General features: G+C 65.7%; 12 protein-coding genes. 5 read left to right on the plus strand and 7 right to left on the minus strand.

The genetic code is table 11. From position 1 onward, the window contains the following. Window positions 1-83: 83 nt before the first annotated feature. Window positions 84-1,256 (minus strand): hypothetical protein, encoded by a 1,173-nt coding sequence (locus tag EI171_RS05970; protein WP_161532823.1) that lies wholly within the window; start codon window positions 1,254-1,256, stop codon window positions 84-86. Window positions 1,257-1,524: 268 nt separating this feature from the next. Between EI171_RS05970 and EI171_RS05975 the strand changes: the two genes are divergently transcribed. Continuing rightward, complete coding sequence (locus EI171_RS05975) at window positions 1,525-3,177, plus strand: protease pro-enzyme activation domain-containing protein (RefSeq protein ID WP_161532824.1); 1,653 nt, start codon at window positions 1,525-1,527, stop codon at window positions 3,175-3,177. Between the two features lie 145 nt (window positions 3,178-3,322). Here EI171_RS05975 and EI171_RS05980 read toward each other — a convergent pair whose 3' ends face one another. Both EI171_RS05980 and EI171_RS05985 read right to left on the minus strand, forming a co-directional pair. Continuing rightward, window positions 3,323-4,738, minus strand: a complete 1,416-nt coding sequence (locus EI171_RS05980) for an MFS transporter (protein WP_161532825.1) — start codon at window positions 4,736-4,738, stop codon at window positions 3,323-3,325. A gap of 325 nt (window positions 4,739-5,063) precedes the next feature. Continuing rightward, entirely contained in the window at window positions 5,064-5,996 is a 933-nt protein-coding gene (locus EI171_RS05985; protein ID WP_161532826.1) for a LysR family transcriptional regulator, read from the minus strand. A 106-nt stretch (window positions 5,997-6,102) separates the two neighbouring features. Here EI171_RS05985 and EI171_RS05990 point away from each other — a divergent pair, with 106 nt between their 5' ends. Both EI171_RS05990 and EI171_RS05995 read left to right on the plus strand, forming a co-directional pair. Then, window positions 6,103-7,278, plus strand: coding sequence for a CoA transferase (locus tag EI171_RS05990; RefSeq protein WP_161532827.1), 1,176 nt, complete (start codon window positions 6,103-6,105; stop codon window positions 7,276-7,278). Beyond that, complete coding sequence (locus EI171_RS05995; protein WP_161532828.1) at window positions 7,275-8,222, plus strand: hydroxymethylglutaryl-CoA lyase; 948 nt, start codon at window positions 7,275-7,277, stop codon at window positions 8,220-8,222. The genes EI171_RS05990 and EI171_RS05995 overlap by 4 nt, the downstream gene beginning before the upstream one ends. Before the next feature lie 179 nt (window positions 8,223-8,401). Here the strand turns inward: EI171_RS05995 and nikR are convergent, their stop codons facing one another. After that, window positions 8,402-8,848: a nickel-responsive transcriptional regulator NikR gene (nikR, locus tag EI171_RS06000; protein ID WP_011083525.1), complete on the minus strand. Its 447-nt coding sequence runs from the start codon at window positions 8,846-8,848 to the stop codon at window positions 8,402-8,404. 207 nt (window positions 8,849-9,055) lie between these two features. Beyond that, window positions 9,056-11,521, minus strand: coding sequence for a heavy metal translocating P-type ATPase (locus EI171_RS06005; protein ID WP_161532829.1), 2,466 nt, complete (start codon window positions 11,519-11,521; stop codon window positions 9,056-9,058). An 87-nt stretch (window positions 11,522-11,608) separates the two neighbouring features. On the opposite strand from EI171_RS06005, the gene EI171_RS06010 reads away from it, so the two are divergent. Further along, window positions 11,609-11,884: a metal-sensitive transcriptional regulator gene (locus EI171_RS06010; protein ID WP_011083527.1), complete on the plus strand. Its 276-nt coding sequence runs from the start codon at window positions 11,609-11,611 to the stop codon at window positions 11,882-11,884. Window positions 11,885-12,063: 179 nt separating this feature from the next. On the opposite strand, the gene EI171_RS06015 is transcribed toward EI171_RS06010, so the two are convergent. Continuing rightward, window positions 12,064-13,047, minus strand: a complete 984-nt coding sequence (locus EI171_RS06015; RefSeq protein WP_161532830.1) for a YiiX/YebB-like N1pC/P60 family cysteine hydrolase — start codon at window positions 13,045-13,047, stop codon at window positions 12,064-12,066. Between the two features lie 192 nt (window positions 13,048-13,239). Here EI171_RS06015 and EI171_RS06020 point away from each other — a divergent pair, with 192 nt between their 5' ends. After that, the gene (locus EI171_RS06020) at window positions 13,240-14,628 is read left to right on the plus strand and encodes an NAD(P)/FAD-dependent oxidoreductase (RefSeq protein ID WP_161532831.1); all 1,389 of its coding nucleotides are present in this window, start codon (window positions 13,240-13,242) and stop codon (window positions 14,626-14,628) included. A gap of 167 nt (window positions 14,629-14,795) precedes the next feature. On the opposite strand, the gene EI171_RS06025 is transcribed toward EI171_RS06020, so the two are convergent. Beyond that, window positions 14,796-15,566: a sulfite exporter TauE/SafE family protein gene (locus EI171_RS06025; RefSeq protein WP_161532832.1), complete on the minus strand. Its 771-nt coding sequence runs from the start codon at window positions 15,564-15,566 to the stop codon at window positions 14,796-14,798. Window positions 15,567-15,572 lie beyond the last annotated feature (6 nt).

Raw genomic sequence — 15,572 nt, forward strand, 5'->3', positions numbered from 1 at the left:
GTTCCTCTCACGAAAACCACCCGCGAGAGGTAGACACCCCGGGCCGCTTCGGCAAGGGACGCTGACCCGCCGGCCCCTGCGGCTTACCGCTCGGCGGCGATACTGGCCCAGCAGGTGATGGCGCTGCAGACCGTGCTCCAGCGGCCGAACCCCTTGTAGATCTGGGCTGCGACCTGCTCCTGCTGCTTCAGCGTGCCCTCGGCCTTGATCTGCGGGTCGGAGACGTTGCGGATCGCGAGCCAGCGCGGCGCCTTCTCGCCCATCTCCTGGGCCACGAGGCCAAGGATGGCGTCGCCCATCTCGGAGACGTCGCCGAGTCCCTGGAGATGGAAATGATTGTCCGAGGTGTCGAAGCCGAAGAAGTCGGTGGTGACCACGGAGGAGGACAGCCCGCTCGGCTTCACGACGAAGATCTTCGGCGCCCTGGTATTGTCCCTCGGCAATTGCCCGGCATTGGCCTTGAACAGCGTCTTGGCCTGCGCGAATTTTTTCGACACGGCGGGCCTGCTCGAAAAGTGCTCCTGCGCGAAGGGCTGCTTCTTGAATTTCGACAGGCAGTCGAAGCGCACGATCGGGCTGACCACGACGTCGCCGACCTCGAATGCCTTGCCGATGCCGCCGGCGGTGCCCGTGGTGATGACCAGTGTCGGCTGCACCTCGGTGATGATCTGGCGCCAGACGTCGATGTTCGGCAATCGCGGACCGTCCTGCGACATGTGCGAGTCGGATTTGAAGATCACGCATTTCTTCTTGCCGATCGTCGTGGTCCAGTAGGTACCGAGACGCTTCAGTTCCTTGGCCGGGCAGCCGTTGCGCATCTTCTTGGAGATGGCGGCGTAGTTATGCGTATAGGGCACGTAATCGTTGCGTGAATCCTTGCCCGGCGTCAGCACGCGGCTGAGCGCGTGGCCCTCCTCGACGGTCCAGGTCACGACCAGCACGTCGGCGCGCGGCAGCGGCCCCTTGCCATTGCCTTTCGGCTTCGGCCCGGTCTGCGGCGCGAGTCCCTTTGGCCAGGGAATGTCGGTGAAGCGCGACAGCCCGGTCGAGGTCGAGAAGGCCATGAACGCGCGGCCCTCGGCCGATTCGGAATCGAAATCGATGATCTCGCGCCGAAAGTCTTCCGCGGTGACCTTTGCGGTCTTCTTCGCCGCGGCATCCTTCATGCGTTTCACCACGAAGGTCTCGGGCGGGGGCGGTGTCGTGATCGGATCGAAACCAAGATTTCTCTCAACCCATTTGCGGTCGGCTAACATCGCATCGTCTCCGTCAATTTGATTTTGACAAATGTCTTTCGGTCGGCCAGTCGGGCCGACGGGTGCAATCCTAGATCGAATTCATTGGCGTCGAATGGGTCGGAGCTATTGACCGAATCGAGGCCGGTTCGGGTCGCAGACAATTTCTCCTGTCAAACAACAGTTATTCTGAAAAAAATTTGCGCAATGTCTGAACCAAGTGGCGACTGAGATTACACCTATAGTTGAGGTGCGACAATCTGCCTTCCAATCACAAACGGAGGAAGTCATGGCAAGCTCGACTAAGCGAGTTGCGCTGGTGAACAGCGCGAGGAAATTGCCGAAGGGGGCCAAGCTCGTCGGCGCGGCCGATCCCAAGCAGGAAATCGAGATCAGCGTTCGCCTCCGTGCCAAGCGCGCGCAGCCGGCGGAGGACGAATCCGTGATGGCGCTCGGCGCACAACCGCCGCGCGAGCGGCAATATCTCTCGCGTGCCGAATTCGGCGAGCATATGGGCGCCGACCCTGCCGACGTCGCCAGGATCGATGACTTCGCCCACCATCACGAGCTCAACGTCAAGAGCGTGCATCTGGCGTCCCGCACCGTGAAGCTGACCGGTACGGTGAAGGCGATGAGCGCGGCCTTCGGCGTCAAGCTCAACAAGGTCAGGCACGAGGGCGCGACCTATCGCATGCGCAAGGGCAGCGTGCAGATCCCGGCCGAGCTCGAAGGTATCGTGGTCGGTGTGCATGGCCTCGACAACCGCCCGGTGGCGCAGCCGCACTTCCGGCGCAAGATGGCGAAGACGGGGGCGACGGCGCGTACCGCACAGGGCGGCAGCTTCTCGGTCGAACAGATCGCAGAGCTCTACAACTTCCCGGGCGGCGAGACCGGCGCCGGCCAGTGCATCGCCATCATCGAGCTCAACGACATCGACCAGAAGGGCCATCCCACGGGCGCCGGCTACAAGACCTCCGACCTACGTACCTTCTTCAAGAAGGCGGGCATCCCGATGCCGCAGATCGCGCCCGCGAGCGTCGACGGCGGCGCCAACAAGCCGGGTCATTCCGAGGCCGACGGCGAAGTCGTGCTCGACATCGAGGTGGCCGGCGCCATCGCGCCGGGCGCCAGGATCGTGGTCTATTTCGCGCCCAACACCACCAACGGCTTCATCGACGCGGTGAAAGCCGCCGTCCACGACGCCGCGCGAAAACCCTCGGTGATCTCGATCAGCTGGGGCGGACCGGAAGACGAGGACGGCTCGCAGCAATTCGTCGACGGCCTGAACGAGGCGATCCGCGATGCCGCCGCGATGGGCGTCACCGTCTGCGTCGCCTCCGGCGACAATGGCTCGGCCGATATGGGCGAGGATTGGGACGGCAAGCCGCACGCCGACTTCCCGGCCTCGAGCCCCTTTGCGCTGGCCTGCGGCGGCACCAACCTGAAGGCGCCGAACGGTCACATCCAGGAGGTGGTCTGGAATGGCGGGACGCAGGGTGGCGCGGGCGGCGGCGGCGTCAGCGTGGTGTTTCCGCGACCGGCCTACCAGGCCCATGCCCACGTCCCGAAGTCGCCGTCGCACTCGGTCGGGCGCGGTGTTCCTGACGTCGCCGGCGACGCCGATCCAGCGACCGGCTACCAGATCTTCCTCAACGGCGTCGGCACCACGATCGGCGGCACCAGCGCGGTGGCACCGCTGATGGCCGGATTGATCGCCCGCATCAACGAGGCCACGACCAAGAAATTCGGCAAGACGGTCGGCTTCATCAACCCGCTGATCTACGCCTCGCACGCGCAAGGCGTGTTCCGTGACATCACGGTCGGCAACAACGACATCACCGGCGATCTGCACGGCATGTACAAGGCCGGCCCCGGCTGGGATGCCTGCTCCGGCCTCGGCGTCCCCAACGGCGCCGCGTTGCAGAATTTGCTCGCGGCGTGATTGATCCTCTTCCTCTCCCCGTCCTGACGGGGAGAGGGCTGGGGTGAGGGGCTATTTCCGCGGAAATGGTGAAAGCTGTTCGTCCGCTCTCTCCCCGTCATTGCGAGCGCAGCGAAGCAATGACGAACGCGGAGCGAGACACGGGCTACACCGCGTCCAGCGGCTTGCCGCGCACGTTCGGACCGAACAGCGCCATCGCGATCACCACGACCAGCATGGCCGCGGTGATCAGGCCGAACACGCCGGTGACGCCGCCCTCCTTCAGCATGTAGGCGACGATGAAGCCCGAGAACGTCGCGCTTAGCCGGCTCATCGAATAGACGAGGCCGGATGCACGTGCCCGGATCTGGGTCGGAAACACCTCGGTCTGATAGGCGTGATAGGCGTAGGACATCGTGGTGTTGCAGGCCGTCAGCAGCACGCCGCAGACGATCAGCAGCGCCGGCTCGGTCAGTTGCGCGAACGCCATGCCGAAGACGATGATGGCGACGCAGGCGCCGGCGATGATCCAGCGTCGCTCGAATTTGTCGGCGAAGCTCGAAGCGAGCAGCGGCGCGATCGGATAGGCGAAGGCGACGATGAAGGAATATTGCAGGCTCTTGGTGACGTTGATGCCCTTCTCGACCAGCAGCGTCGGCACCCAATTGGCGAAGCCGTAGAAGCCGAAGGCCTGGCAGAGGTTGAACACCATGAACAGGACCACGAGCGAGAGATAGGGCGGCCGGAACAGGTCGGCGAAGCCGACATTCGTGGTCGATCGCACCGCCTGGCGCGCAGGCGACGTCGCGGGCCGCGAGCCGGCGCCGCCGCTGGCGGCCTCCAGCGTCGTCAGGATGCGAAGTGCCTCTTCGTTGCGGCCGTGCCGCGCCAGCCAGAGCGGGCTTTCGGGCAGGAACAGCCGGAGCACCCAGATGATCATGCTGGCGGCGGCGCCGATCAGCACCACCCAGCGCCAGCCCTCGACACCGTAAGGCGCGAGCGGCACCAGCCACCAGGCGAGGAATGCGACGACGGGGACGGCGACGAACATGATCGACTGGTTCACCGCAAAGGCGCGCCCGCGCATCCGGCTTGGCACGAGCTCAGTGATGTAGGCGTCGATGGTGATGACCTCGACGCCGATGCCGATGCCGGCGAGGAAACGCCAGAACAGCAGACCTTCCGGAGAGGTCTGGCAGGCCATGATCACGGAGGCCGCGGTGTAGCCGAGCAGCGCATAGGTGAAGATCGCGCGCCGGCCGAAGCGGTCGGCGAGGAAGCCGAGGAAGAAGGTGCCGACGAACAGGCCGGCAAAGGTCGCGGCGACGAAGGCGCCGATGCCGGCGAAGCCGAAGAACGCCTGCGTCGTCGTGCTCAAAAGTCCGCTGCGGCTCAGGCCCGGCGCGATATAGCCGGTGAGGAACAGATCGTAGATCTCGAAGCAGCCGCCGAGCGAGAGCAGGATGACGAGGCGCCAGACATAGGGCGACCCCGGCATCGCCTCGAGCCGCCGCGAGATCTCGTCCGGCACGGACGGCGCAGCGCCGAGCTCGAAGCCTGTGTCGATGCCGACAACGCTCATGATGTCCTCCCCGAGGCGCGCGGATCGCACGCGGTTCCCGGCGGCTCATCTGTGTTGCGTGTCGTGAACTCTGCCGGATCGCGCCATGTTGGCCGGTCAAGGGCGGAAATCCAGAAGAACATATCGATGGGAGCGTTCGAGATTTTCGAACTCGGCTAATGAGAGGCAGGACAGCCGCTCGGCGAACTCGGTCACCTCTCCCGCGTGCGGGAGAGGTCGGCGCGCAGCGCGGGGTGAGGGTTCTCTCCGCAACGGGACAATCCCGATGCGGAGATACCCTCACCCCAACCCTCTCCCGCAAGCGGGAGAGGGAGCGCACCGTTGCTCACCCTACCAGCTCCGCCTGCCATCCGCCGCTGCGCACCTGCTCGGCGATCAATGCGAGCATCAGGCGGCGCATCTCTTCCATGGCGTAGGTCATCGGGCGGTTGCGCAGCCGGCAGAGATAGAGCGTGCGGGTCAGCTTCGGCTCGATCACCTTGCGTGCGATCAGCCGGCCGGCCGCGAGCTCCTCCCGCGCGAACAGCTTTGTCGCGATGGTGCAGCCGAGCCCTTCCACCAGTGCGCCGGTCATGCCGGTGATCGAGTTGGCGTGCAGGATGGCGCCGCCCTCCAGCCGCTTGAGCAGGACCGGATCGTCCAGCAGCGCGCGCGAGGACAGCCCAAGACCGTAGCGAAGCAGGATCAGCGGCATCCGGCTCAGCTCCTCGAACCGGATCGGGGCCTTGCCCTTGCCGACCAGTTTTGGAATGCCGACCAGGAACATCTCCTCTTCGAGCACGGCTTCCGTGATCAGCTCCTTCTCCGAGGGCGGATTGTAGACCAGCGCCAGATCGACATTGGAGACCATCAGGTGCATCAGCGTCGCGCCAGACAGGCTCTCGGTGAGCGACAATTTGAGCTTCGGATAATTGGTCAGCACCGTGCGCATCAGTTCGACACCGATCGCCTTGACGCCGGAATTGGCCATGCCGATCGAGATCTCGCCGGCGATGACGCGGGCGCCCTCGCGCACCTCGGTCTCGGCTTCCGCCATCGCGCGCAGGATGATGCGCGCGTGCTCATAGAGCCGCTCGCCGGCCGCCGTCGGCTCCATGCCGCGCGACTTGCGCTCGAACAGCGGCGTTGCGAACTCGGCCTCCAGGTTCGAGATATGATGGCTTAGCGCGGACTGCGCGACGTTCACCTGGTCGGCCGCGCGCGACAGGTTCCGCTGCTCGTAGACGGCGATGAAATAGCGGAGCTGGCGTGAATCCATGGGCGATCAAGCGTTCTAGAACTGCGAAGGCAATCTTCGACAGATTATATTTTTCAGAAGGCTTGTGAAGGCCTAGTCTCCCGGTTGGACGAACAGGGAGTGACGCATGACTGAGGCCGGATTGCCGCTCGAAGGCGTGCGGGTCGTCGAGATGACCCACATGGTCATGGGCCCGACCTGCGGCATGATCCTCGCGCAGCTCGGTGCCGAGGTGATCAAGGTCGAGCCGCCGTCCGGCGACAAGACGCGGAGCCTTGGCGGCATGGGAACGGCGTTCTTCCCGCTGTTCAATCGCGGCAAGCGCAGCGTCGTGCTGGATTTCGAGAAGCCTGGGGATCGCGACAGCATGCACCGTCTGCTCGCGACGGCCGATGTGTTCCTGGAAAACTTTCGCGATGGCCAGCTGGAGAAGCAGGGGTTAGGTGCCGAGGAATTGCGCCGCCGGCATCCGCATCTGATCATCGCCGGCCACAAGGGCTTTCTGTCCGGCCCCTACGAGCACCGCCCCGCGCTCGACGAGGTCGTGCAGATGATGTCGGGGCTCGCGGCCATGACCGGCACCAAGGAGAAGCCGCAGCGCGTCGGCTCCTCCGCCAACGACATCATGGGCGGCATGTTCGGCGTGATCGCGATTCTCGCCGCGCTCTATCAGAAGCGCGGAGGCAAGCGCGACGGCGCCGACATTCGCATCGGCCTGTTCGAGAATTGCCTGTTTCTGGTCGCCCAGCACATGGTCGAATACGAGATGACCGGCAACAAGCCGCGCTCGATGCCCGAGCGCGAGCACGCCTGGCCGATCTACGACATTTTCGATGCCGCGGACGGCGAGCGCATTTTCATCGGCGTCGTGACCGAGGGGCACTGGCAGAGTTTTTGTCGCGAATTCGGACTGACCGAGTTTCTCGACGATCCCGCCTTGCGCACCACGACCGACCGTATCCTGGCGCGGCCGCGGATCCTTCCGCGCGTCGCCGAAATCATCCGGCAGCGGAAGGTGGCAGAGCTGTCGCAAAAGCTCGACGCGCTCAACATCTGCTTTTCGCCGATCAACCGGCCCGAGGATCTCCTCACCGATCCCCATGTGCTGCGCCCGGGCGGGCTCGTCAGCAATTTCACGGCCGACGGCAAGCCGTTCCATGTGCCGGCTCTGCCGGTCGAGTGGAACGGCAGCCATCTCGGTGAAGGCCTGAAGGTCGCACCGCTCGGCGCCGACACATCGGCGGTTCGTGCCGAGATCGACAAGGATGACATCGCGTCAAAAGCCGCTGGGAGGCGTGCATGAGCCGGATCGAGACGATTTACCCCTCAGATCGCGTCAGCCTGCGCGAGGTGGGCCTGCGCGACGGGCTCCAGCTCGTGAAGAAATTTCCGTCAACCGAGGCCAAGCAGCGCTGGGTACGCGAGGAATATGCCGCCGGCGTGCGGCACTTCGAGGTCGGCTCGTTCCTGCCGGCCAAGACCTTCCCGCAATTCGTCGACGTGCGCGATGTCATCGGGGCGGTCGCGAACCTGCCGGGCGCTCATGGAATCGCGCTTGCGCTCAACGAGCGCGGCGTCAATGAAGCCCTCGAATCCGGCGTTGGCGAAATCGCGTCGGTGGTCTCGGCCACGGAAGAGCACAGCCAGGCCAACGCCCATCGCTCGCGCGACTCCGCGATCGCCAATGTCAGGCGGCTCTGCGAGATGCGCGATGCCAGCTCCCACAAGCCGCTCGTGAATGCCGCGATCTCGATGGCGCTGGGCTGCTCGATCACCGGCGCGGTCGATCCGGCCGAGGTCTTGCGGCTGGTCGACAAATGCCTCGAGGCCGGCGTCGATTTCGTCGCGATCGCCGACACCGTCGGCTACGCGGGCCCGAAGCAGGTCGCCGAACTGTCGCGCGCCGCGGTCAAGCTCGCAGGACAAAAGCCGATCTGCATCCACCTCCACGACACCCGCGGCATGGGCATCGCCAACGCCGCGGCTGCACTGGACGAGGGCGTGCGCATTCTCGACGGATCGCTCGGCGGCCTCGGCGGCTGCCCCTTCGCGCCCGGCGCGACCGGCAATGTCGTGTTCGAGGATCTCGTGTTCCTGTGCGAGAGCAAGGGATTTGCGACGGGGATCGACCTGGAGAAGCTGGTCGGTGTGCGCAGGATCTTGCGCGACGAGATGCCGAACGAAACGCTGTATGGCGGCGTCGCGCGGGCGGGCCTGCCGTGCGGGACGGCGGCGAAAGCGGCGTGAGCTTTTTTTCCTTCTCCCCTTGTGGGAGAAGGTGGCGCGAAGCGCCGGATGAGGGGTTTGTCTCCGCGAGCTCGAAGAGGAGTAGTCGCTGAGACATACCCCTCACCCGTCTCGCCGCTTCGCGGCGAGCCACCCTCTCCCACAAGGGGAGAGGGAGACGCACCGTCTATGCGACGGACTTACTCATGCCGATGCCCGTGCTTCCGCGCCTTCGCCGGCTTGCCTTCGCCCGTCGGGATCATCACCACGCGCCCATAGCGCACGCCGCGTTCGGCGATGATGTGATCGGCGAAATGCCTGACCTCGTCGGCCGCGCCGCGCAGTGCCGTCATCTCCATGCAATTGTTGTCGTCGAGATGGACGTGCAGCGTCGCCAGCGCGAGGTCGTGGTGGCCGTGGAATTCCTGCACCAGGCGCTTCGAGAGATCGCGGGCGGCGTGGTCGTAGACATAGACGAGACCGGCGACGCAGGGGCCGGTCTGCGCCGTGTCCTCTGAGGTCTGTTGCAGGCCGGCCCGCGCGAGGTCGCGGATGATCTCGGAGCGGTTCTGGTAGCCGCGCGCCGCCGCCGCGGCATCGATCTCCGCCAGTAGATCGTCCTCGATCGTGATCGTAATTCGCTGCATCAGGCCCTCTCCGCGCGTATCGCTCCTCTTACCTCGCCCCGCTTGCGGGGAGAGGTCGGAATTCAAGCCTAGCTTGAATTCCGGGTGAGGGGGACTCTTCGCGAGTCCGTCTCTTACCGGCTACGTGGTGGCAGCCCCTCACCCCAACCCTCTCAGCGCGAGCGAAGCTCGTCGCGGCCCCGTAAGAACGGGAGAGGGAGTACGCCCTCACAGCCGGGTCGCACGAAGCCGCAGCGCATTCCCGACCACGCTCACCGAGGACAGCGCCATCGCCGCCGCGGCGATGATCGGCGACAGCAGGACGCCGAAGTTCGGATAGAGGATGCCGGCCGCGATCGGAATGCCGGCGGCGTTGTAGATGAAGGCGAAGAACAGGTTCTGGCGGATGTTGCTCATCGTCGCCTGAGACAGTTTTCGCGCTCGCACGATGCCGGTGAGATCGCCTTTGAGCAGGGTCACGCCGGCGCTCTCCATTGCCACATCGGTGCCGGTGCCCATGGCGATGCCGACTTCGGCGGCCGCCAATGCCGGGGCGTCGTTGACGCCGTCGCCGGCCATCGCGACGCTGCGGCCGGCCTTTTGCAGCTTTGTCACCACCGCGCTCTTCTGGTCCGGCAGCACCTCGGCCTCGACCTCGGCGATGCCGAGTCGGCGCGCCACCGCTTGCGCCGTGGTGCGGTTGTCACCGGTCAGCATGATCACCTTGATGCCCTCGGCGGCGAGGGCCTTCAGCGCCTCCGGCGTCGAGGCCTTGACCGGATCGGCGATCGCAAACAGGCCGGCGAGCCGGCCGTCGACGGCCATGTTGATGACCGTCGCGCCATCGCCGCGCAGCCGTTCGGCCTCGGTGTCGAGGGCCTTGGTGTCGATCCCGATCGACGACAGGTATCGTGCGTTGCCGAGCACGATGGTCTTGCCGTCGACCTTGCCGGTCGCGCCCTTGCCTGTCGGCGAATCGAACGCCTCGACCTGGCCGAGTGTGAGCTGCTTCTCCTTGGCCGCGCGCACGATGGCGTCGGCCAGCGGATGTTCGCTGGCGCGCTCGACGCTGGCCGCCCAGCGGAGAATCTCGTCGTCGGCAAAGCCGGAAGCCGGCACGATCGCGACGACCTTGGGCTTGCCCTCGGTCAGCGTGCCGGTCTTGTCGACCACCAGCGTGTCGATCCTCTCCATCCGCTCCAGCGATTCCGCGTTCTTGATCAGGACGCCCGCCTGCGCGCCGCGGCCGACGCCGACCATGATCGACATCGGGGTCGCTAGCCCCAGCGCACAGGGGCAGGCGATGATCAGCACGCTGACGGCGGCGACCAGCCCGAAGGCCAGCCGCGGCTCCGGCCCGAACCAGGCCCAGGCCGCGAAGGCGGCGAGGGCGACGACGATGACGGCGGGCACGAACCAGCCGGCGACCTGATCGGCCAGCCGCTGGATCGGCGCGCGCGAGCGCTGCGCATCGGCGACCATCTGCACGATCTGCGACAGCAGCGTCTCCCGCCCGACCTTGTCGGCGCGCATGATGAAGCTGCCGGACTGGTTGAGCGTGCCGGCGATGACTTTTGCACCGGTTTCCTTGGTGACCGGCATGGATTCGCCCGTCACGAGCGACTCGTCGAGCGAGGAACGCCCCTCCAGGATGACGCCGTCGACCGGCACCTTCTCGCCAGGGCGAACGCGCAAATGCTCGCCGGCATGGAGCGTATCGATCTCGACCTCGTGCTCGCTGCCGTCAGCCTCGACGCGGCGCGCGGTCTTCGGGGCGAGCTGCAACAGCGCCTTGATCGCGCCCGACGTCGCATCGCGGGCGCGCAGCTCCAGCACCTGGCCGAGCAGCACCAGCACGGTGATGACGGCAGCCGCCTCGAAATAGATGGCCACCGCGCCGCCATGGCTGCGGAAGGTGTCCGGGAAGATCTGCGGCACGACAGTGCCGAGGACGCTGTAGATGTAAGCGACGCCCGTGCCCATCGCGATCAGCGTGAACATGTTGAGGTTGCGGGTGACCAGCGACTGCCAGCCGCGGACGAAGAACGGCCAGCCGGCCCACAGTACCACGGGCGTGGCGAAGACGAGCTGGATCCAGTTCGAGAGTGTCTGGTCGATCCAGTTGTGCGGGCCTGCGAGATGGCCGCCCATCTCCAGCACCACGGCCGGCAGCGCCAGCACGCCGCCGATCCAGAACCGCCGCGTCATGTCGGCAAGCTCGGGATTGGGGCCGGTCTCCAGGCTTGCAACCTCCGGCTCCAGCGCCATGCCGCAGATCGGGCAGCTGCCGGGTCCGACCTGGCGGATCTGCGGGTGCATCGGGCACGTGTAGATCGTGCCCGCCGGCATCTCCGGCTCGCTCGCCTTCTCCTTGGCGAGGTATTTTGCGGGATCGGCGGCGAACTTGGTGCGGCATCCGGCCGAGCAGAAATGGAAGGTCTCGCCGTGATGGTCGAACCGGTGCTTCGAGGTCGCGGGGTCGACCGTCATGCCGCAGACGGGGTCGAGGACTTTCGTCGCTGCGTCGCCATGGTCATGGGCGTGATGATGGGCGTGGCCGGCATGATCGCCGTGTCCGCCGCAGCATGAGGCTGCCGCAGGCTTGTCGTTCGGCGGCGTCGCCGCCTTGCTCGAACAGCCGCATCCGGTGTGACCGTCCGCGTCGTGATGATGCTTGTGCTCGGCGTCGCTCATTTCCATGCTCCGGCTTTGTGCCAGGTCTTAGTGTCAGGTCTTGATGTAGGTCTTGCAACCCATACCCGGTAGGGGTATATAGACGGCATGCGCAAGGACATCAAGACATCTGTCGGAAAACGTCTCGGCCGGATCGAGGGCCAGGTTCGCGGCCTGTCGAAAATGGTAGAGGAAGACCGCTACTGCATCGACATCGTGACGCAGATCTCGGCGGTGCGCGCCGCGCTGCGCCGGGTCGAGGAGGAGGTCCTGAAGGACCACGTCGCCCATTGCGTCGAGCACGCCATCACGAGCGGCGACAAGGCCGACCAGCGCGCCAAGATCGCGGAGCTGATGGCGGTGATCGGACGGGCGGAAAGGTAGTTTCGTATTCGCCCGTCATTGTGAGGGGCACGGTATCTCCCCAACGTCGTCCTGGCGAAAGCCAGGACCCACACCGCGGAATCTATCGATCGCGGTCGGCAGCGGTACCGAACGACGAGTCGTCGCCAAACTTCTCCCTGGGGTAATGGGTCCCGGGCTTCGCCGGGACGACGGCGGAGTTAAGCCGCGATCTCGCGCGCCCGTCTGCGGCGCCGCGGGCGGTACATCGCCAGCTTCTTCAGCAGCGAGACATGCGCCGCGGCGGCGGCACATTCGACCATCTCCGCGGGCTGCGCGCTTACTTGCTCAGCCGGAATCTCATCCGGCGCCTCTTCGTCAGCCGCTTCAGGAACGAGCGGCGGCGCACTGATCGTTTCTGGAAACACACTGAATGTGCCCGCTACCTCCTCGAGCGGCTTCTGCTTGTCGGCCCAGTGCAGGGTGGTGTAGTCGAACCCGTGCACGATGGTGGGTTTGACGACTTCGAAATAGGGCGAGATGTCGAAGTCGCGGGGCATGTAGAGCGAGGAATCGCGGATGTGCAGGATCTCGCGGCGGGCGGCGCGGCTGCCGGCCTTGGTGATCTTGGGCAGGATCGGATAGCGCACGGCGTCGAACGCCTGCGCGATCAGCGCCGAGCAGATGATCTTGGTCGGATCGCCCGAGCCGATCGCGATCATGCGGCGCCGCCAGCGCTGCGGTATCGGCAGCGGAAACAGGAAGCGCATCAGGTCGACGATGTTCTTGGTGTCGTAGCCGAAGCCGATGCGGTTGATCGCATAGCGACAGACTGTGGTGCGGTCCTCATGGGACAGCCCGACCGGGCGGCAGACCCGGGTGTGATAGGGGAAGTATTTCGACAGCGGCGCCGAGGTGACGCCTTCGCCGATATTGGCCTCGATCAGCACATGCGGCTCGCCGTTGGGCTCTTCCGCACCCTCGATCGGGCCGACATAGAGCGCGGCATGCGACCAGGTCGACTGCGTCAGGTATTTGATGATGCCGGAGATGCGGTTGTTGCCCTCGACCAGCAGCACGTCGCCGGGCTCGATGACGCCGCGCAGGTGCTCGGGGTCGCTCGGCGTGAACGGCTCATAGCCCGGCACCTCCTTCGAGAGGTACGCGGCAATCAGCTTGCCGACTGAATCTAGGACCGTCCCCATGTCGAGCTCCTCCGCGGCCTTTTCCGGCCGCCTTTTTTCCCTTCTCTATCATGGTCGAAACGTGTTGCAATTCGGTTCATCACTCTGTGAGATCAAGCACGATTGATTCACCATGATGGTTGCCGTGCAACATGAGATACGGCAAGGTTCGCTGGCTGTTCCCGTTTGCCGCAAGTCTCCGGAAACCATGACATGACAATCACGCGCCGCGGTTTCCTTTCGGCGTCGGCGGCCTTTGCCGCGATGCCGGTCCTGCGCGCAACCGCCGCACCCCTGCCGCGCGAGGCCGACATCGTCGTAATCGGCGCGGGGGCCGCCGGAATTGCCGCAGCGCGGCGCATCATGGCGGCCAATCGCAAGGTCGTGGTGGTCGAGGCGGCATCGCAGGTCGGCGGCCGCTGCATCACCGATACGACGACCTTCGACGTGCCGTTCGATCGCGGTGCGCGCTGGATGCACAATCCCGAGACCAACCCGATGATCCGGCTGGCGCGCAGCGCGGGCCTCGACGTGCTGCCGGCGCCATCGGGTCAGAAGATGCGCATCGGCCGCCGCAACGCGCGCGCCGGCGAGACCGAGGAATTCCTGGCGGCGCTGGTGCGCGCCAACCGCGCCATCGACGAGGCCGCGCGTGGCAAGCTCGATACCTCCTGCGCCTCCGTGCTGCCGAAGGATCTCGGCGACTGGGCGGGCGCGGCCGAGTTCATGCTGGGCGCGAGCTTTGCCGGCAAGGACCTTAAGGAGCTTTCTGCGATTGACAAGGCGCGCGCGCAGGATCGCAATGCCGCGATCGCCTGCCGTCAGGGCCTGGGTACGCTCATCACGAAGCTGGGCGAGCAGGCGCCGGTCGCGCTGTCGACGCCGGCGAGCCGCATCAGCTGGAGCAATCGCGACGTCAGTGTGGAGACGCAGGGAGGCAAGATCGCCGCGCGTGCCGCCATCGTCACGGTCTCGACCAACGTGCTGACCGCGGGCGCGATCAAGTTCGCCCCCGATATTCCCAAGCGCACGTTGGACGCGGCGTCAAAGCTCAGCCTCGGCAGCTACGACCACATCGTGTTGCAGCTGCCGGGCAATCCGCTTGGTCTTGCGCGCGACGACATCCTCATCGAGCAGAGCAATTCGACGCGCACCGCGCTGATGTTCGCCAATATCGGCGGCTCCTCGCTGTGCTCGATCGACGTCGGCGGCTCGTTCGGCCGCGATCTGTCGGAGCAGGGCGAGAAGGCGATGGCGGCCTTCGCGAAGGAATGGATCGCAAAGCTGTTCGGCAGCGAGGCCGCGGCCATCGTGCAGAAGACCAGCGCGACGCGCTGGAATGCCTCGCCCTTCGTAATGGGCGCGATGTCGGCGTCCTCGCCCGGCGGTCAGCTCTCGCGAAAGATCCTGACCGAGCCGATCGGCAACCTGTTCCTCGCCGGCGAAGCCACCCACGAGACGCTGTGGGGCACCGTCGACGGCGCCTGGGAAAGCGGCGAGCGCGCCGCGGACGCAGCGCTGCGCAAAATCGGCGCGCTCAAGGACGAGCCGGCCGATGTGCCGACGCAATCGACGAAGAAGCGGCGGGCGCCGCGCCAGTAGGGGAATTGATCCAGCTGTCGTCCTGGACAAGCGCAGCGAAGCGGAGCGCAGATCCAGGACCCATTACCCCAAGAAGTAGTTTGGCGAAGACTCGGAGTGACCCGCTCGCACTACAAGCGTTGACCGGGGCAATGGGTCCTGGCTTTCGCCAGGACGACATTGGGGAGTTAGCGCAAAACCCCATCCAGCGCCGGCAGCCCAAAAATCACCGCCATCGCGATCAGCGCATAGCAGATGCCGCGAAATACTTTTTCGCTGGCGCGGCCGAACAGCGAGGCGCCGAATGCGACGCCGATGGCGTAGACCGGACCGACGATGAGCGAGAGCATTAGCGATTCGCGGCTGATCAGGCCTGTCGTCGCGTAACTGACCATCGAGAAGAAGTCCGACGCGCCGAAGAACAACAGGATGTTGGCGCGCGCGACGATCGACGGGATCGGGCGGCCGAGCCAGTAGCCGACGATCGGCGGCCCGCCGGTCTGCGCCAGCCCGCTGCAGAAGCCTGAGAGGCCGCCGATGCCGACCGAGAGCCAGGCGTGGTCCTCGCCGCGATAACGCCAGCCCGACAGCAGCAGCAGCAATAGCGCGGCGACGAAGCTGGAGATGATCCAGCGCGTGGTGACGGGCTCGAGCACGCTGAGAAAATAGGTGCCTATGGGCACGCCGATCAGCGCGCCGAGCACGATCACGGCCGTGGCCTTGCGGTCGGCCTTGCGCCACGCGTCGGGCAGCAGCGGCAGCGCTGCGACGAAATCGATCACGAGCAGCAGGGCGGCAACGAGCCGCGGCGCCGCGAAGCTGCTCGCCAGCGGCATGAAGATCAGCGCCGAGCCGAAGCCGGAGAAGCCGCGCGCGGTACCCGAGACGAAAGCGACGGCGCAGAGCGCCATCGCAATGGTGAGGCTGACGTCCTTCGGGAGGAAGTCCGTGAGACTCATGCTTTA

The sequence above is a fragment of the Bradyrhizobium sp. LCT2 genome (genome assembly GCF_009931255.1).
GTDB classification, from domain to species: domain Bacteria; phylum Pseudomonadota; class Alphaproteobacteria; order Rhizobiales; family Xanthobacteraceae; genus Bradyrhizobium; species Bradyrhizobium diazoefficiens.